The following is a 17,988-nucleotide window of genomic DNA, read 5'->3' as shown; positions in this document are numbered from 1 at the left end:
TCTTTCTTAACGCGGCATTGATAAATCTTGTGACGCGAAAAGTTATGCCAGCTTCCCATTTTCATCTTGGCGCTGGTTTTTGTTGGGGGAACGAAGTTGAGAATTCGTGGTCGTATCAATCTACTTGTCGGGCTGATGAGCCTTGTGGCCTGCACCATTGGCGGGCTGTCCATCTATGCGATCAACGAATTCTGGGTTCGGTCGCATCACTTCGAGGAAGCCGCCGAAAGGGCATACAAGGGCGAGGCGCTCAATCGACTGGTAACGGCAGTCGTCATGGAGGCGCGTGGCGTTTATGCGGCGGCCGATGTGGCTGCGGCTACCCCCTTTGCCGACGGCATGGTCAAAAACCTCGACGCCATGGAAAAGCTGATTGCCAGCTGGGCGCCGCTCGTGCCGGCGGAACAGCAGGCGAGTTTCGACAAGCTTGTCAGCCGGTCCAAGGAATTCCGGACCTTCCGTCTGGAGACTGTCCGGCTGGGGAAGGAAAACGGGCCGCAGGCGGCCAGCCAGCAGGGCAATAACGAGGCGAACCGCGCCAATCGCAAGGCCTATCAGGCGGAGATCGACAGTGTCGTGAAAAACGATCTTGCCGAACTGGAAGTCGTAAAGGCGGGAGTCGATTCTTTCAGCACCACCATATTCTGGGCGATCGTCGCGGTAACGGTTGCCGGCGTCGGCGCGGGAGCCGCGTTCGGCCTCTATATTGGTACGCGGCAACTCAGCGCACCCATCCGCAGGGTTTCGCAGGTGATGAATGCCGTGGCCGATGGAAATCTGGACGCGGACGTCCCCTATCTCGGCCGCAACGACGAAATCGGCGAAATGGCTGCGGCCGTCGAGGTCTTCAAGAAAAACGGCAGCGAAGTGCGCCGCATGAATGCGCAGGAAGCCGCCATGCGCGCCAAGAGCGACGATCTGCAGGCCGGCATGGCCGTCGTCGTCGACGCCGCGGCCCAGGGCGATTTCAGCCGCCGCATCAACAAGGATTATGGCGAAGAGAACCTCAACCGTTTCGCCGCGACGATCAATTCGCTCCTCACCGGGGTACACAACGGTGTTTCCGAGACCAACCGTGTCATCGGAGGTCTGGCGCGGGGCGATCTGACGGAGCGGATGGATGGCGAGTTCCGCGGTGTGTTCGCCGAACTTCAGGAGAACGTCAACCAGACGCTGACCAAGCTGCGCGAGACGATGCGCGAAGTGCGCGGCAGCACGGAAGGCATCAGCGGCAACGCGAACGAACTGCGCTCGGCGGCCGACGACCTGTCGAAGCGGACGGAACAGCAGGCTGCGGCACTGGAGGAAACCTCCGCGGCTCTGGATGAGATCACCGCCGTCGTTCGCAATTCGACCGATCGCGCGCAGGAAGCCAGCGCCATGGTCGCCGAAACGAAGCAGAAGACGGAAGAATCCGCCAATGTCGTGCGCGATGCCGTTTCCGCCATGGATCGCATCGAGCACGCCTCTCGCGAGATCAGCCAGATCATCAACGTCATCGATGAAATTGCCTTCCAGACGAACCTGCTGGCGCTGAATGCCGGCGTGGAAGCGGCGCGCGCCGGCGAAGCCGGTAAGGGCTTTGCCGTCGTCGCACAGGAAGTGCGGGAACTTGCGCAACGGTCCGCGACGGCCGCCAAAGACATCAAGGCGCTGATTACCAAATCCGGCGAAGAGGTCGGGCGTGGCGTGTCGCTGGTGCAGAGAACCGGTGGCGCGCTGAACGAGATCGAGACCCGCGTTCTCGCAATCAACGAGCACATCCATTCGATCGCGACGGCTGCCAGGGAACAGTCCACCGGACTGCACGAGGTGAATACCGCCATCAACCAGATGGATCAGGTAACGCAGCGCAACGCCGCCATGGTGGAGGAGACCTCGGCTGCAACCCACAAGCTGAGCAGCGAGGCGGACCATCTCGTGACGCTGGTGGCGCGCTTCAACGTCGGCGCCGAGAATACGCAGCGCAGCCATCGCAGCGAGCAGCCCCCGAGGCCGATGACGGTCTCCGCCGGACCGGTGGCTGTCTCCGGCAGGACGCCGGCGGTGGCATCCCCGGCCCGCAAATTGATGAACAGCGTCAGCCGCGCGCTCAATGCCCAGCCTGCGGCAGCGCCCGCGCATGGCGACTGGCAGGAGTTCTAGGCCACCTGCGGTTTCGCTTCAAACAGGCTCAAACGCCGCCCCTGCCGGGCGGCGTTTGTTTTTCCGGCGATGAAAACCTTTGTTTTGCAGCGCATTGGAAAAATATCCATTAGGTCCTATTATCGTCGCTGCATATAAACCGAGCCGTTCCACGCAAGCGGCGGCACGCATACAGGATCATGGCCCGGTGTTTTCTAAAGGCGTAGACAGCTTGGACCGCACGCAAGACGATCCGGTGCATTGCATGCCGGGATTGACCGCCGGTCTTTCAGGACGGCTGCTGCTGCTCACGGTCATTTTCGTGATGATCGCGGAAGTGCTGATTTTCGTGCCTTCCGTCGCCAATATGCGTCTTTCATGGCTGCGTGATCGTCTGAATACGGCCGCTGCCGCCGGTGCCGTCATCGATGGCCTGCAGGCCGAACTGCCGCGAAGCGTGCAGAACGACACGCTGATGGCAACCGGGGCGAAGCTTATCGCGCTGCGCAAGGACGGTACCTCGCGGCTGCTCGCCGTGGCGGAGACGCCGCCCGGCGTTGACGAGCAATATGATCTTTCCGATGTTTCGCAGGTGGCGGCTGTGCGGGACGCCTTTTCCACCCTGCTGTTCGGCGGCAACCGCGTCATCCGCGTTTTTGATGTCGTCGGCGACAGCGACACGATCATCGAGTTGGTGCTCGGTGAAAACAAGCTGCGGGCGGCGATGCTTGCTTACGCCCGCAACGTTTTCCTGATCTCCATCGTCCTGTCGCTAATCACCGCGGGCCTGATCTTCGTCTCCATCAACCGCATCATGATCCGGCCCATACGCCGGTTGACGCTCGGCATGCAGAATTTCTCGGAGGATCCGGGTAATCCCGAGCGGATTTTCGTGCCCGAGGAAGGGACCGACGAACTGTCCGTTGCGGGCCGCCACCTCGCCGACATGCAGACCGAACTGCAAAAAACCCTGCGCCAGCAGAAGAATCTCGTGGATCTCGGCCTTGCGGTCTCGAAGATCAACCATGACATGCGCAACATCCTGTCCTCCGCGCAGCTCATGTCGGACCGTCTGGTGGATGCCAAGGATCCGATGGTGAGAAGTTTCGCGCCGAAACTGCTGCGCACCATCGACCGCGCCGTGGCCTATACCGGTGAGGTTCTGGCCTATGGCCAGGCAACGGAGGGTGCGCCGAAACGCAAGATGGTGCCGTTGAGCCTTCTGGTGCGGGATGTGCGCGATATTCTGGCGCTCGATCCAGACGGCGGCATCGAGTTCCAGGACAGCGTTGCGCCCGATCTCACGGTGGATGCGGATTCCGAACAGCTTTTCCGGGTCATCCACAATCTCTGTCGCAACGCGGTTCAGGCCCTTCAATCCGATGCGGCGAATGCCGCGCCGCGACACCTTTCCATTTCGGCCCAGAGGGCGGGCAGCGTCGTCAGCATCGTCATCGACGACAATGGGCCGGGAATGCCGCGCAAGGCCAAGGAAAACCTGTTTTCCGCTTTCAGGGGATCGGCCCGCTCCGGCGGCACGGGTCTTGGCCTCGTCATTGCCCGCGAACTCGTGCTTGCTCATGGCGGTACGATCGCGCTTGTCGAAAAACCCGGTCCCGGCACGCAGTTCCGTATCGAAATCGCTGACCGGGCCGCTTCCGTACAGGCAGCCAGAACCGCCTGAAGAACCCGCCCGGCAGCAGGTTCGGGACGTCATCATCTTCGGCGGAATCGAGCCCCCATCAGGCTCGCGGAAAATGGTCCGCATGGAATTTGCAATATAATCAATGCGATACGCGAATTGCTGCGGAAAAATGACAATTTCGAAACGAAATCGCTTGCATTCGGAATGAGGACGTTTTAGAGGATCGCCACGCCACCGGAAACGACCGGAACGGCACGCACCCGTAGCTCAGCTGGATAGAGCACCAGACTACGAATCTGGGGGTCAGGAGTTCGAATCTCTTCGGGTGCGCCATTTTTCTTCCCTTTGAAAAGATACGCTGGAACGCACTGCTGGCTGCCATATGCGCCGGTTGATGTCTCCAATTGCCGATCCGTCTGCATTGGCGCCAAAACCCAGCAAGACTCAGCGAATTCCGAACCTTCCGGATATATGCTAAAATCCTCCGCTCATCAGATGGCGCGGAGTGAAAGCCATGTTGGAAGCGGACAAGGTGTTTGCGGGTTCGATTCCGGAAAATTACGACCGCTATATGGTGCCGTTGATCTTTGCGCCGTTCGCCGCCGATCTGGCGCGGCGGGCGGCGGCCTTGATGCCGGTTGATGTTCTGGAGGTTGCCGCGGGCACCGGGGCTGTCACGCGGGAACTGGCTCCAAGATTATTGCCTGCGGCAAATTATGTGGTGACCGACCTCAATCAGCCGATGCTTGATTTTGCAGCGGCGCAGCAGGCGCCCGACCATCGCATAAAATGGCAGCAGGCAGATGCCCAGATCCTGCCTTTTGGAAACGCTGGCTTTGATCTTGTTTTCTGCCAGTTCGGCGCGATGTTTTTTAATGATCGCCCATCCGCCTATCGCGAGGCCAGGCGGATGCTGAAGCCCGGCGGGCATTATTTATTCAACGTCTGGGATCGCATCGAGGAAAATCACTTCGCGGATGATGTGACGAAGGCCCTTGCCGGCCTTTTTCCCGAGGATCCGCCGCGCTTCATGGCCCGGACACCGCATGGTTATCATGATACGGCATTGATACGCCGTGAGCTGGAGAATGCCGGTTTTTCCCGCGTGACGATCGAGACGGTGGTGGCGCAAAGCCGCGCGCCTTCGCCGCGTTTCGCCGCCTTGGCCTATTGTCAGGGAACTGTGCTTCGAACCGAAATAGAGGCCAGGGCGCCGGAGAAGCTCGATGCCGCGACTGACTGTGCCGCCGCCGCGATTGAAGCGCGGCATGGAAGCGGTGCGGTTTCCGCCAAAATTCAGGCGCATGTGATTCTCGCTGCGGTCTGAAACGGCCCGCACAAACCGGCAGGTTCCTTCCGGGATGAGCGGGCTTGCGGCGTCTGGAAACGAGCCCCCTCAATATTGCTGGGTTTTTGAGAATGCCTGTGCCGCAGGGCCTCGCGATCGGCCGGTGTTGCCGGGCTTTTCGATGTCACCGAAGTTTCCGCAAACCTTCGTCATATTGTCATACAATATAAGCATATGCGCTCCAGAAAAGGAGCGCAGAATGACGCCACAATCACTTGAACTTTCAGGCATCGGCAAAGGCTTCGGGGCTGACGATGTTCTGAAAGAGATCGATCTTTCCATTCGTCCGGGCGAATTCCTCTCCCTCGTCGGCATGTCGGGCTGCGGCAAGTCCACGCTGCTGCGCATCATTGCCGGGCTGGAATCGCCGGATCGCGGTTCGGTTTCGATCGGCGGGCAGGATGTGACGGAGATCGATCCGAGCGATCGCAATCTGGCGATGGTGTTTCAGTCCTATGCGCTTTATCCGCATATGAGCGTGCGCCAGAATATTGCAACGCCGCTCAGAATGCGGCGCCTGCCTTTCGCTGCCCGCCTGCCGTTGATCGGGCGTTTTGCAGCGCCCGCGGAAACATTGAAGCAGATTGATGCCGCCGTTGAACAGGCGGCCGAGACGCTGCAGATCGCGCATCTGCTGGATCGCAGGCCGGCGCAGCTTTCCGGTGGTCAGCGCCAGCGTGTGGCGCTTGCCCGGGCGCTGGTGCGCTCGCCCGCCGCCTTCCTGATGGATGAGCCGCTTTCCAACCTCGACGCCAAGCTCCGCGCCCATATGCGCGAGGAACTGGCGGGCCTGCACCGCCGGCTCGGCGCGACCTTCATCTATGTCACCCATGACCAGATCGAAGCCATGACCATGTCCGATCGCATTGCGCTGATGTCGGAAGGCCGCATCGAACAGCTCGGCACACCAGACGAGCTTTACCGCAAGCCCGCGACACTGACGGTCGCGCGTTTTATCGGCACGCCATCGATCAACCTGCTGCCGGTCGAAATCGATGCGCAGGGCAGGGTCACGGCCTTTGGACGCGATCTTGGCATAGAGGGCGCGGGTCGTGATGCCGGCCCGGCGACACTCGGCCTTCGTGCCGAGGATCTGCATCCGGGCGAGGAAGGTTTCACTGTCCGCGTGGTGCGTAGTGAAACCCACGGTGCCGACCGTTTCGTGAGCTGCCGCCTGCTCAGCGACGAGACAGTCGCCATCACCCTTCGCCAGGGCGCGGGTGAGGCGCTGGGCGCCGATGCAAATGGCATGATGAATCTGGGCTTTGCGCCGGATCGCGCGCATCTTTTCGCGGCCGATGGCCTGCGCCGCAAGGTGACGGTGCGTGAACGGGTGCCGGCATGACGGCTGTCGATATTTCCACGCCCCTGCGTGCCAGGTCCCGTCCGCGCCTGTCGAAGGCGGACCGGCGGATGATGTGGCGTGGCCTGATGTTCGCAGCGCCCGCAAGCCTGCTGCTTTTGGCCATTTATATCGTTCCGATGCTGGTTCTCGCCGGTTTTTCCGTCACGGATTACCAGCTTGGGGCACTTTCCACCCGCTTCATTGGCCTCGGCAATTTCGTGAAGGCGTTTCAGGATCCGGTTTTCCTGCGCGCACTGGCGAACACCGCCATCTATGCGATCATCGTCATTCCCTTTGGCGTGTTTCTCGCGCTTGGGGTCGCTCTGCTGGTCTATAACCGCAAGCGCAGCCGCGCCTTCTGGGAAGTGGCCTATTTTCTTCCCGTCACCGCAACCCTCGTCGCCATGGCGACGGTGTGGCAGTTCCTGTTGCACCCTTCGCTCGGCCCTGTGAACGCGGCGATCAAATGGCTGGGTTTCGAGCCTGTCGCCTTTCTCTCCAACCCCGTTCTCCTCATTCCCACCATGGCGCTGATCGGCATCTGGCAGGTTCTGGGCTTCAACATGGTGCTCTTCCTCGCCGGCCTCACCGCCATTTCGAAGGATCTGCATGAGGCGGCGCGGCTGGATGGCGCCAAGAACCCGGTCGACCGGTTCCTGACTGTGACATGGCCGATGCTCGGGCCGACGACCATGTTCGTGGTGGTCACCACCTCCATCTCGGCCTTCAAGGTGTTCGAAACGGTCGCCGTGCTGACCAAGGGCCGCTTCGGTTCGGAAACCCTGCTGTTCGATCTTTATCTTGAAGGTTTCGAATATTCCAACACCGGTTATGCCGCCGCACTGACTATTATTTTCCTCGTGATCGTGCTGATCCTGTCGATTGGCCAGACGCTGCACATGGACCGGAAGGTGCATTACTGATGGCCGTATTCCGCAAATATCTCCCGCATCTCGTTCTTGCTCTTGGCGCTTTCGTGATGCTCCTGCCATTCTATTGGATGGCCCTGACGTCGATCCGCTCGCCGGCGGAAATATTCGACGTCTCGCTCTGGCCCATCCCGCAGAAATTCGACGCGGCCGACAATTACGCCCGGGCGGCGGGACAGGTGCCGATGGGCCGTTTCATGCTGAACGGCGTCATCGTCTGTGTCGGCATTCTCGTCGTGCAGATCCTCACCTCGGTTCCGGCCGCCTATGCTTTGGCGAAACTCCGGTTTCCGGGCCGCAAGCTGCTGCTGGGCCTCGTCATCGCGGCGCTCTGCGTGCCCATTCAGGCGTTGGCGCTGCCGCTCTTTGTCGGGCTGGCCAAGACGCAGCTTTTAAACACCTACTTCGCGATGATGATGCCGTTCTTCCTTTCGGTTTTCGCCATCTTCCTGTTCAACCAGTCCTTCCGCAGCTACCCCGATGAAATCATCGAAGCCGCCCGCATGGACGGTTTTTCGGAAATGGAAATCTGCTGGGGGCTGGTGCTTCGCGGTTCGCTGCCGTCGCTTGCGGCTTTCTCGATCTTCTCGCTGGTTGCCCACTGGAACGATCTCTACTGGCCGATGATCGTCATCTCCGACACCAATCTCGCCCCGCCGCCGCTTGGCATGATGCTTTTCGCCGATGTCGAATCCGGCGCGAATTACGGTGCGCTGATGGCGGGCGCCACACTGATTACCGCGCCGATGGTGCTGTGCTTCCTCCTCGCACGGCGGCACTTCATCGCCGGTATTACCATGACCGGCGTCAAGTGATGCCGTTCAGACTTCCTCCTCCCAACCTTTCTGGAGACTGACATGAAACTCAACCGACGCGCCGTGGTGGGCGGTCTGGCTCTTGGCATGGCTTTTGCTGGCCTCGCACAGCCGGTTCTGGCCAATGAAATCACACTCAACGTTCTTTACAACCTGCCGGGCTTCACGAAATTCCATCAGCCGCTGGCCGATGAATTCATGAAGAAAAACCCTGACGTGAAGATCAACTTCCTCGCTCCGGCTGCCGGTTACAATGAAGGCCAGCAGCAGGTTCTGCGCTCTGCCGTCACTGGCAATCTGCCCGATGTTTATTTCTCGGGTTACAACCTGACGGCGGAACTGGTTCACACACTCGCACCGCGCAACCAGATCACCGATCTCGGCCCGTTCATTCAGGCTGAAGGCGGTCAGGCCTTCCTCGACAAGAACTACAGCCCGAAGATGGCGGCACTCGGCCAGATCGACGGCAAGCAGTACGGCCTGCCGGTCAATGCGTCCTCGCCGATCATCTACGTCAACTCCGACCTCGTCACCAAGGCTGGCGGCGACCCGGACAAGATGCCGACGACTTTCCCGGAGCTCATCGCTCTCGCCAAGAAGATCAAGGCCCTCGACCCGAAATTCGCCGGCATGAGCTACGATATCAACGGCTGGCCGGATGACTGGTTGTGGCAGGCGCTGGTCTTTGAACAGGGCGGCAAGCTCGTCGACGACAAGACCAAGACCGTTGCCTTCGATAACGAGATCGGCCTCAACGCCCTGAAGATGACCCGCCAGTTCGTCACCGAAGGTGGCCAGAACCTGCTCGACTGGGATCAGTCGCGCCAGCAGTTCGGCGCGGGCCTCACCGGCTTCATCTTCTCGACGCCTGCTCACGTTCAGACGATTCAGGGTCTGGTCGGCGACCGCTTCAAGCTGAAGACGGCGACCTTCCCGCTCGACAACAAGGAAAAGGGCGGCGTGCCGACCGGCGGCAACTCCGCCGTCATCCTGACGCAGGAAAAGGCCAAGCAGGATGCTGCCTGGAAATACCTGAAGTGGATCACCGGTCCGGAAGCGCAGAACACCATCGTTCGCATCACCGGCTATCTGCCGACCAACAAGCTGGCAACCGGCCCGGACTTCCTCGCTCCTTATTATGTCGAGAACCCGAATGTGAAGACCGCTTCGCTTCAGGCCGATCGTTCTCTGCCCTGGGCCGGTTATCCGGGCGGCGATTCCGTCCGCATCTGGCGCACCCAGCGCGACATCATCGGCACCGTCATGCGCGGTGAAGTTACGCCTGAAGCCGGTCTGAAGCAGATCGTCGAGCAGACCAACGCCCTGCTGAAATAAGCAGAGCCATGAAAGAGGCTGCGGGGAAATCCGTTCCCGCAGCCATTTTGCGCAGAGGGACCGATTATGAAGATCATCCAGATCACCGACACCCATCTTCTGCCGCCCGGCATCGCGATAAACGGCGTCGACCCGGAAAAGCAGCTGCGCGCGGCAGTGGCCGATATTGTCGAAAAACATGCCGACGCCGATCTTCTTGTCATGACGGGCGATCTTTGCAACTACGGCGAGCCGGAAGCCTATGAGCTGCTGCGCGATATCCTCGCGCCGGTCGCCATGCCCGTGCGGCTGATGCTCGGCAATCACGACCGCCGTCCGGAATTTGTTGCAGCCTTCCCGGAGCAGCCCTGCGATGACAACGGCTATATCCAGTCCTGCATCGATACGGATTTCGGCCGGCTGCTGTTTCTCGACAGCCACGAAGCCGATGTGATCGGCGGTATCTACGGTGCGGATCGTCTGGCATGGCTGGAGAATGCGCTGGAAAGCGCGGGCGATCTTCCGGTGACGGTGTTCATTCATCACCCGCCGATGGATTGCGGCATCCGGCATTTCGAACATATCGGCATGCATGATGACGGCGCTGTCATGCGCCGTCTCGCTGCCCACCCGGCCGGCATACGCCATATCATTTTCGGCCATATCCATGTGCCGATGGCAGGCACGACAGCGGAAGGCATTGCCTATAGTTCAGGGCAAGCCTGCGCCCATCGTTTCATAACTGATATCGATGTCGTTGATCCGCTTTGGACGGGCGGTAATCCCTGTTACCGGGTCATAAGTCTCGGTGCATTCGGCCTGCGTGCCTATGATACGGAAGTTGGGCAGGCTGTTCTGGGTCAGGCACCGGTCTGCGAAGGCCCCTGACCCAGGATGATTCTTTGGGCCGCGATGAGGCGCCTTCCGCCTCCTCACTTGCCGGCGACGGAGAGGCTTGGCGGAAGTCTTGTGCGATAAGGAGGTCGCGATGGTCTGAAGAACCTCTCAGCCTGTCGCGCCGATGCGTCACTTGCGATTTGTTGAACGGGATTTGAGGCGCGAAAGCCATGGTTCCGTTCCCGCCCTTGATCTATGTCAGTTTCATCGGTGAAACTGCACGCCATAGTCGCCCAAGAGGTGGCCAGCCGAATGCCGTGCCATCGCGATGACAGATCATGGAGAAGTGCATGCTTGAAAAGCGTATCCGCAACGCGTCCCTCTTGAACAGGATTGTCAGCGCGGAAGAGGCCGCCAGTCTCATTCAGGATGGCATGACCGTGGGCATGAGCGGTTTTACACGCGCCGGTGAAGCCAAAGCCGTGCCGCTGGCGCTGGCCGAGCGCGCCAGGACGAACCCCATGAAAATCACCCTGATGACCGGCGCCTCCCTCGGCAACGATCTCGACAAGACCATGGTCGAGGCCGGCATGCTGGCACGCCGCATGCCGTTCCAGTCAGATCCGGCTTTACGCAAGGCAATCAATGACGGCAGGGTGATGTTCATCGATCAGCATCTGTCCGAGACGGTCGAGCAATTGCGCGGCGGCCAGATCCACGGCGTCGATATCGCCATTGTCGAGGCGGTGGCGATCACGGCGGAGGGCGGCATCGTGCCCACCACCTCTGTCGGTAATTCCGCAAGCTTCGCTATTCTGGCCGACAAGGTCATCGTCGAAATCAACCTGTCGCAGCCCGAGGTGCTGGAAGGGCTGCACGATATCTTCATTCCTGCCAAGCGCCCGACCCGTATGCCCATTCCGGTGGTGGCGACGGATAGCCGTGTCGGCCTGCCCTTCATTCCGGTGCCGCCGGAAAAGATCGCCGCCATCGTTCTGAGCGACAAGAGCGACAGTTTTTCGACGGTGCTGCCGCCGGATGACGAGACGAAGGCGATTGCCGGCCACCTTACCGAGTTCCTGCTGAACGAGGTGCGCCACGGCCGCATGACCCACGAACTCCAGCCGCTTCAGGCCGGCATCGGCACCATCGCCAATGCAGTGATGCATGGTTTCATCGATACGCCGTTTCACGATCTCAAAATGTACTCGGAGGTCTTGCAGGATTCGACGTTCGAACTGTTTGACGCGGGCAAGCTGACCTTCGCTTCGGGCTCGTCGATCACGCTGTCTTCCGCCATGAATGCGCAGGTGATGCCGAGATTGGCCGAGTACAAGAGCAGGCTGATCCTTCGCCCGCAGGAAGTCAGCAATCACCCTGAGGTCATCCGCCGCCTCGGCATCATCGGCATCAACACGGCGCTGGAATTCGATATTTACGGAAACGTCAATTCCACCCATGTCGGCGGAACGCACATGATGAACGGCATCGGCGGCTCGGGGGATTTTGCCCGCAACGCCTATATGTCCATCTTCGTCACCAAATCGATCGCCAAGGGCGGCGCCATTTCCAGCGTCGTGCCCATGGTCAGCCATGTCGATCATACCGAACATGATGTCGATATTCTCGTCACCGAAACAGGTCTCGCCGATCTGCGCGGCCTGGCACCCCGCGAGCGCGCGGCGGTCATCATCGCGAACTGCGTGCACCCCGATTATCGTGATGCGCTGACGGACTATTACCAGCGGGCGGTGGCGCGGGGCGGACACACGCCGCATCTCATCGAAGAGGCGCTGTCCTGGCACGCGGCTTTGCGCGAAAGGGGCACGATGCTGCTGCAGAAATAGACCTGCCTTTCGCAAGGCCTGCGCCGTCACCGGTTCAACCGCCGTGTAATTGGGTCCGTTTGGACACACCGGGGTGGAAATTGTCCGCTCTTGTGCTCAGGTTGCTGGCGCGGCAGTTCCGCCTCCGGTAGAAAATCCTCTCCCCCCGGCTGCTGTCCGGCTGCCTCTGGGTTGTAGGAGAGTAACGTGATGCCCATTCGCTTCGTGGCCATGATCGCCATTGTTGCCCTGCTCGCAGGCTGCGGGGGCCGCCCGATCGGGGTCATGACGCCGACGGGGCAGACCGTGGCGGGAACCACGCCGGTCAATCTTCTGGTCGCCACCACCCGTGCGCCATCGGAAAATGCCGCCGTGCTTTTTGGCGGCGAGCGTGGAACGGGTCTGAAGGTGGATGCGGTGACGGTTTCCATTCCGCCCAATGCCAATCGCAAGGTCGGGCAGGTGCAATGGCCGAAGAAGTTGCCGCCGAACCCGCTGAAGGATTTCACCACGGTTGCGGTGGAGCCCATTCGCTCCGAAGCGGAGACCAGAAGCTGGATCAGCAGACATATCCAGAAGGACCGCCGCGTCCTCGTCTTCGTGCATGGTTTCAACAACCGTTACGAGGAATCCGTTTATCGCTTTGCCCAGATCGTCCATGATTCCGGCACGGATGTCGTGCCCGTCGTCTTCACCTGGCCGTCGCGCGCGAGCATCTTCGACTATAATTACGACAAGGAAAGCACCAACTATTCGCGTGATGCGCTGGAGGAGATGCTGACACGTCTCGCCAAGGACAAGTCCATCGGCGAAGTCACCGTCATGGCACATTCCATGGGCACCTGGCTTGCGGTGGAGGCACTACGCCAGATGGCCATCCGCAATGGCCGTGTCGATCCGAAGATCGGCAATGTCATTCTGGCTGCGCCGGATCTGGATGTGGACGTATTCAGCCGGCAATTCGCAAGCCTCGGCAAGACACCGCCGAAATTCACCCTATTCGTCTCGCAGGATGACCGTGCTCTCAGCCTGTCGCGCCGCATTTCCGGCAATGTCGATCGCCTCGGCCAGATCGACCCATCCGTCGAGCCCTATCGCAGCCAGCTGGAAAAGGCGGGCATCACGGTTCTCGATCTCACCAAGCTGCAATCCGGCGACCGCCTGAACCACGGAAAATTTGCCGAGAGCCCCGAGGTCGTCCGCCTGATCGGCGACCGTCTTATCGCGGGCCAGACGGTGACGGATTCCGATGTCGGTCTGGGCGAAGCGCTTGGCGCGGTCAGCATCGGTGCTGCGCAAACCGTTGGGACGGCGGCCAGCGTTGTGGTCAGCGCGCCGATCGCGGTCTTCGATCCGCGCACGCGGGAGAATTACGGCAGGCAGGTGGAGCGGCTTGGACGTTCCGTCGAAAACACCGTCGGGTCAGTGGGCGATACGGCCGGTTCCGTGGTAGATGACCAGACGCTTCAGTCGTCGAGGGTCAACTGCGATGCCGCCGCCAATCGAAACCGGGCGGAATGCCGTAATCGCTAAACCATGATGCCAGAGGATCGGGCGAAAACGTCGAGCGTTTTTGTCATCGCACGCCCGCAGATTTGTATACACCTTGTATTTTTATCTGTATGGTCGGGTCAATAAACCACTTCCGGAGTAAGACCCATGCGTTGGAAACGCACCCTTCAGCTTCTCGATGTCCATTGCGAAGGCGAAATCGGCCGTGTCGTCACCGGCGGCGCGCCGAAAATTCCCGGCAACACGGTGGCCGAGCAGCTTCACTGGATGAACACCGATCCGCAGGGTGAGGCGCTGCGTCGTTTTCTGACGCTGGAGCCACGCGGTACGCCCATGGGCTCGGTCAATCTTCTCCTGCCGCCGAAACATCCGGACGCGCATGCCGCCTTCGTTATTCTCCAGCCGGATCAGGCTCATGCCAGTTCCGGCTCGAATTCCATCTGCGCCACCACGGCGCTTCTGGAAAGCGGCATGGTGGAAATGCAGGAGCCGGAAACCGTCATCATTCTGGAAACGGCCGCCGGTCTGGTGAAGGCCACGGCCACCTGCCGTGACGGGCGCTGCGAAAAGGTCAAGCTGACCATGGTTCCGTCTTTTGTGCATGAGCTGGATGTCAGCATCGACACGCCCGAATGGGGCAGGGTGACGATGGATATTTCTTATGGCGGCATTTTTTACGCGCTCGTTGATGTCCGTCAGATCGGGCTCACGATCGACAAGGCCAATGCCGCAAAGCTGGTCGCCGCCGGCATGATCCTGAAGGACCGCGTCAATCGCGAAATGACCGTCGTTCATCCGGAAATTCCCGCAATATCAGGCGTGGCCTATGTGATGTTCCGCGATGTGGATGCGGATGGCTCCATCCGAACCTGCACCACCATGTGGCCGGGCCGGGCGGATCGCTCGCCCTGCGGCACCGGCAATTCCGCCAATCTCGCCACGCTTTATGCGCGCGGCAAGGTGAAGGTGGGAGACGAATATAAGTCCCGCTCGATCATCGGTTCGGAATTCGATGTCGGGCTTTCCGCCGTCACCGAGGTGGCGGGCCGTCCGGCTGTCATTCCCACCATTGCCGGGCGCGGCTTCACCTTCGGGCTGCATCAGGTCGGTCTCGATCCCTTCGACCCCCTGGCCGACGGTTTCGCCATGACCGATGTCTGGGGCCCGGAAGCGGGCAACATCTGAGACTTGCTTCAAAAAAATGAAATTTACAGCCGCCGGATCGTCTTTGGCGGCTGTTTTCCGGCGGCAAAAGATGCTAAGCGGGCGCCAATTCCGTCATGCTCCGAGGTAAATCGATGAAGTCGCTCACCCTGCGCCGCCCTGATGACTGGCACCTGCATCTGCGTGATGGGGCAATGCTGGAAGGGGTGATCGGGGATACGAGCCGCCATTTCGCCCGCGCCATCATCATGCCGAACCTGGTGCCGCCGGTCGTCACCACGGCCGATGCCCGCGCCTATCGCGAACGCATCGTCAAGGCAATCCCCGCGGGTGATCGTTTCGAGCCGCTGATGACCCTCTATCTGACCGAGGATACGCAGGCCGACGATGTGGAAGAGGGCAAGAAGAGCGGCCTCATCACCGCCGTGAAGCTCTACCCGGCGGGTGCGACGACCAATTCCCACGGCGGTGTGCGTGATTTCAACAAGGCGATGCCGGTTCTGGAGCGCATGGCGAAGATCGGCCTGCCGCTCTGTGTGCACGGCGAGGTGACAACACCCGAAGTCGATATTTTCGATCGGGAGAAAGCCTTCATCGATACGGTTCTGGAGCCGCTGCGCCAGCGCCTGCCGGAATTGAAGGTGACGATGGAGCACATCACCACCCGCGATGGCGTCGACTATATCAAGTCGTCCAAGGGCAATCTGGCCGGCTCCATCACCACCCATCACCTCATCATCAATCGCAACGCCATTCTGGTCGGCGGTATCAAGCCGCATTATTATTGCCTGCCCGTCGCCAAGCGTGAGGAGCACCGGCTGGCGCTGCGGGCTGCGGCGACCTCGGGTGATGCGCGTTTCTTCCTCGGCACGGATTCCGCTCCGCATGTGGACCCGCTGAAGGAATGCGCCTGCGGCTGCGCCGGCATCTACACCTCCATCAACACCATGAGCTGCCTTGCGCATGTTTTCGAGGACGAAAACGCTCTCGACAAGCTGGAGGCCTTCGCCTCGCTCAACGGTCCGGCTTGGTACGGTCTTGCGCCGAACGAGGAAACGATCACGCTGGTGAAGCGCGAGGAAGCCGTGGCCTTTCCCGCCAAGATCGAAACGGGCGCCGGGCCGGTGACGGTATTCGACCCGATGTTCCCGCTTCATTGGGATGTGAGTTGATTTTTTAATGACCGCCGGCACTGCCGGCGGTTTTGTTATGGTCCACAGGCATTCGCTATCCGGCGCCGCCTGCGGATACCCGCAACGCTGAACAAAGACATTGTGCTTCCGGAAACCGGTCAGGGTTCTCGGAACGATAAACCAAGGCCGAAAAAGGAGAACGCCTATGAACCATTTCACATTTACCGACCGCGCCGTCGTTGCGGAACTGGTTGCGAAGATGTTGTGGGAAATCAAGGCGGTCCACTTCAATTCGGAAAGCCCCTACACCTTCGCTTCGGGCATGAAGAGCCCGGTCTATATCGACATGCGCAAGCTCATTTCCTTCCCGCGCATCCGCTCGGCGGCGATGGATTTTGCGGCGGCGGCGGTGATGCGGGAGGCCGGTTTTGAGAAGTTCGACTGCGTGGCAGGCGGTGAAACGGCGGGCATTCCCTTCGCGGCTTTCCTTGCCGAGCGCCTCGGCCTGCCGATGATCTATTGCCGCAAGAAGCCGAAAGGCCATGGCCGCAACGCCCAGATTGAAGGCCATATGCCTGATGGTGCGCGCGTTCTGGTCATCGAGGACCTGACGACGGCCGGCGGATCGATGTTCACCTTCATCGACGCCATCCGCGCGGCGGGCGGCATTGTCGATCATGGCATCGCGCTCTTCTATTACGGCATCTTCGAAGAGGCCGAAGCGCGCTTCGCCAATGGCAATGTCAAGCTGCATTACCTGACGACCTGGCGCGATGTTCTGGCGGTCGCACGGGCTGAAAAACTGTTCGATGAAAAGACCCTTTCGGAGGTCGAAGCCTTCCTCGACAATCCGCTGCCATGGTCCGCAAAACGCGGCGGCGTCAGCGAATTGCCGCAATCTTAATTTCGGATGCGGCCAGCCCGGTTTTGCGGCTGGCCTTCCGATCGATCTTCGTCTAAATCGATTTAAGTCCATTTGATTTGCTGTTTTGAGGAGGACCGTAATGATCCTGTGTTGTGGTGAAGCCCTGATCGACATGCTGCCCCGGCAGACGACGCTGGGCGAGGCGGGTTTTGCCCCCTATGCAGGTGGAGCGGTCTTCAACACGGCAATTGCGCTGGGGCGTCTCGGCGTCCCTTCCGCCTTTTTCACCGGTCTTTCCGATGACATGATGGGCGATATCCTGCGGGAAACCCTGCGCGCCAGCAAGGTGGATTTCAGCTATTGCGCCACGCTTTCGCGGCCAACCACCATCGCCTTCGTGAAGCTGGTCGATGGCCATGCGACCTACGCTTTTTACGATGAAAACACCGCGGGCCGGATGATCACTGAGGCCGAGCTCCCGGCCCTTGGCGCCGATTGCGAAGCCCTGCATTTCGGCGCCATCAGCCTCATTCCCGAACCCTGCGGCAGCACCTATGAGGCGCTGATGGCACGCGAGCATGAAAGCCGCGTCATTTCGCTCGATCCGAATATCCGCCCCGGCTTCATCAAGGAAAAGGAGTCCCATATGGCCCGCATCCGCCGCATGGCGGCCATGTCGGATATCGTCAAGTTCTCGGATGAAGACCTTGCCTGGTTCGGACTGGAAGGCGATGAGGATACGCTTGCCCGCCATTGGCTGCACCACGGCGCGAAACTCGTCGTTGTCACCCGTGGTGCCAAGGGTGCCGTGGGGTATAGCGCCAATCTCAAGGTGGAAGTGGCCTCCGAACGGGTGGAGGTGGTCGATACGGTCGGCGCGGGTGATACTTTCGATGCCGGCATTCTCGCTTCGCTGAAAATGCAGGGTCTTCTGACCAAACCACAGGTTGCCTCGCTGAGCGAAGAACAGATCAGGAAGGCGTTGGCGCTGGGTGCGAAGGCTGCTGCTGTCACGGTCTCGCGGGCCGGCGCAAATCCGCCTTTCGCGCATGAAATCGGATTGTGACGGCGATGGTTGAACCATTTTGAAAAGGTGGTTCGACCCTCTTGCCGGCGCCAAAGCCGTAAAAA

General features: G+C 60.3%; 14 protein-coding genes and 1 tRNA gene. All 15 read left to right on the top strand.

Translation table 11 applies throughout. The annotated features are described in order from the left end of the window. The first annotated feature begins 96 nt into the window (after nt 1–96). The 15 genes from ACIQUH_RS21410 (at nt 97) to ACIQUH_RS21340 (ending at nt 17,923) form a co-directional block, all read left to right on the top strand. Nucleotides 97–2,145 (top strand): methyl-accepting chemotaxis protein, encoded by a 2,049-nt coding sequence (locus tag ACIQUH_RS21410; RefSeq protein ID WP_400818705.1) that lies wholly within the window; start codon nt 97–99, stop codon nt 2,143–2,145. Nucleotides 2,146–2,389: 244 nt separating this feature from the next. Then, on the top strand, nt 2,390–3,808 hold the full coding sequence (locus ACIQUH_RS21405; RefSeq protein ID WP_400818912.1) for a sensor histidine kinase: 1,419 nt from the start codon (nt 2,390–2,392) through the stop codon (nt 3,806–3,808). A gap of 217 nt (nt 3,809–4,025) precedes the next feature. Continuing rightward, a tRNA-Arg gene (locus ACIQUH_RS21400) sits at nt 4,026–4,102 on the top strand. Between the two features lie 181 nt (nt 4,103–4,283). After that, on the top strand, nt 4,284–5,096 hold the full coding sequence (locus ACIQUH_RS21395; RefSeq protein WP_400818703.1) for a class I SAM-dependent methyltransferase: 813 nt from the start codon (nt 4,284–4,286) through the stop codon (nt 5,094–5,096). 220 nt (nt 5,097–5,316) lie between these two features. Beyond that, nucleotides 5,317–6,462, top strand: a complete 1,146-nt coding sequence (locus tag ACIQUH_RS21390; RefSeq protein WP_400818700.1) for an ABC transporter ATP-binding protein — start codon at nt 5,317–5,319, stop codon at nt 6,460–6,462. Further along, nucleotides 6,459–7,385, top strand: coding sequence for a carbohydrate ABC transporter permease (locus ACIQUH_RS21385; RefSeq protein WP_400818698.1), 927 nt, complete (start codon nt 6,459–6,461; stop codon nt 7,383–7,385). The genes ACIQUH_RS21390 and ACIQUH_RS21385 overlap by 4 nt, the downstream gene beginning before the upstream one ends. Beyond that, nucleotides 7,385–8,206 carry a carbohydrate ABC transporter permease gene (locus ACIQUH_RS21380; RefSeq protein WP_400818695.1) on the top strand — a complete coding sequence of 274 codons (822 nt, stop codon included), beginning with the start codon at nt 7,385–7,387 and terminating at the stop codon, nt 8,204–8,206. The genes ACIQUH_RS21385 and ACIQUH_RS21380 overlap by 1 nt, the downstream gene beginning before the upstream one ends. A 42-nt stretch (nt 8,207–8,248) precedes the next feature. Then, the gene (locus ACIQUH_RS21375; protein ID WP_400818693.1) at nt 8,249–9,541 is read left to right on the top strand and encodes an ABC transporter substrate-binding protein; all 1,293 of its coding nucleotides are present in this window, start codon (nt 8,249–8,251) and stop codon (nt 9,539–9,541) included. A gap of 66 nt (nt 9,542–9,607) precedes the next feature. Further along, complete coding sequence (locus ACIQUH_RS21370; RefSeq protein WP_400818691.1) at nt 9,608–10,408, top strand: phosphodiesterase; 801 nt, start codon at nt 9,608–9,610, stop codon at nt 10,406–10,408. 299 nt (nt 10,409–10,707) lie between these two features. Beyond that, a complete protein-coding gene (locus ACIQUH_RS21365; RefSeq protein ID WP_400818689.1) occupies nt 10,708–12,204 on the top strand; it encodes an acetyl-CoA hydrolase/transferase family protein in 1,497 nt (498 codons plus the stop codon). Nucleotides 12,205–12,393: 189 nt separating this feature from the next. Next, nucleotides 12,394–13,716, top strand: a complete 1,323-nt coding sequence (locus ACIQUH_RS21360) for an alpha/beta hydrolase (protein ID WP_400818910.1) — start codon at nt 12,394–12,396, stop codon at nt 13,714–13,716. 126 nt (nt 13,717–13,842) lie between these two features. After that, entirely contained in the window at nt 13,843–14,880 is a 1,038-nt protein-coding gene (locus ACIQUH_RS21355; RefSeq protein WP_400818687.1) for a 4-hydroxyproline epimerase, read from the top strand. Nucleotides 14,881–14,993: 113 nt separating this feature from the next. Further along, a complete protein-coding gene (gene pyrC / locus ACIQUH_RS21350; protein ID WP_400818685.1) occupies nt 14,994–16,031 on the top strand; it encodes a dihydroorotase in 1,038 nt (345 codons plus the stop codon). A gap of 166 nt (nt 16,032–16,197) precedes the next feature. Then, a complete protein-coding gene (locus ACIQUH_RS21345) occupies nt 16,198–16,896 on the top strand; it encodes an orotate phosphoribosyltransferase (protein WP_400818683.1) in 699 nt (232 codons plus the stop codon). Nucleotides 16,897–16,996: 100 nt separating this feature from the next. Next, entirely contained in the window at nt 16,997–17,923 is a 927-nt protein-coding gene (locus tag ACIQUH_RS21340) for a carbohydrate kinase (RefSeq protein WP_400818681.1), read from the top strand. Nucleotides 17,924–17,988 lie beyond the last annotated feature (65 nt).

Source organism: Agrobacterium sp. NPDC090283, from assembly GCF_044769685.1.
In the GTDB taxonomy this organism is placed as follows: Bacteria; Pseudomonadota; Alphaproteobacteria; order Rhizobiales; family Rhizobiaceae; genus Agrobacterium.
The sequence above is the reverse complement of the archived record's forward strand: the minus strand, read 5'-3'. Positions and strand labels throughout refer to the sequence as shown.

Bases quoted from the DNA above. Each gene is read 5' to 3' on its own strand.
- pyrC (WP_400818685.1), top strand. From the start codon at position 14,994: ATGAAGTCGCTCACCCTGCGCCGCCCTGATGACTGGCACCTGCATCTG.
- ACIQUH_RS21375 (WP_400818693.1), top strand. From the start codon at position 8,249: ATGAAACTCAACCGACGCGCCGTGGTGGGCGGTCTGGCTCTTGGCATG.
- ACIQUH_RS21385 (WP_400818698.1), top strand. From the start codon at position 6,459: ATGACGGCTGTCGATATTTCCACGCCCCTGCGTGCCAGGTCCCGTCCG.
- ACIQUH_RS21390 (WP_400818700.1), top strand. From the start codon at position 5,317: ATGACGCCACAATCACTTGAACTTTCAGGCATCGGCAAAGGCTTCGGG.
- ACIQUH_RS21370 (WP_400818691.1), top strand. From the start codon at position 9,608: ATGAAGATCATCCAGATCACCGACACCCATCTTCTGCCGCCCGGCATC.
- ACIQUH_RS21365 (WP_400818689.1), top strand. From the start codon at position 10,708: ATGCTTGAAAAGCGTATCCGCAACGCGTCCCTCTTGAACAGGATTGTC.
- ACIQUH_RS21360 (WP_400818910.1), top strand. From the start codon at position 12,394: ATGCCCATTCGCTTCGTGGCCATGATCGCCATTGTTGCCCTGCTCGCA.
- ACIQUH_RS21345 (WP_400818683.1), top strand. From the start codon at position 16,198: ATGAACCATTTCACATTTACCGACCGCGCCGTCGTTGCGGAACTGGTT.
- ACIQUH_RS21340 (WP_400818681.1), top strand. From the start codon at position 16,997: ATGATCCTGTGTTGTGGTGAAGCCCTGATCGACATGCTGCCCCGGCAG.
- ACIQUH_RS21380 (WP_400818695.1), top strand. From the start codon at position 7,385: ATGGCCGTATTCCGCAAATATCTCCCGCATCTCGTTCTTGCTCTTGGC.
- ACIQUH_RS21405 (WP_400818912.1), top strand. From the start codon at position 2,390: ATGCCGGGATTGACCGCCGGTCTTTCAGGACGGCTGCTGCTGCTCACG.
- ACIQUH_RS21355 (WP_400818687.1), top strand. From the start codon at position 13,843: ATGCGTTGGAAACGCACCCTTCAGCTTCTCGATGTCCATTGCGAAGGC.
- ACIQUH_RS21395 (WP_400818703.1), top strand. From the start codon at position 4,284: ATGTTGGAAGCGGACAAGGTGTTTGCGGGTTCGATTCCGGAAAATTAC.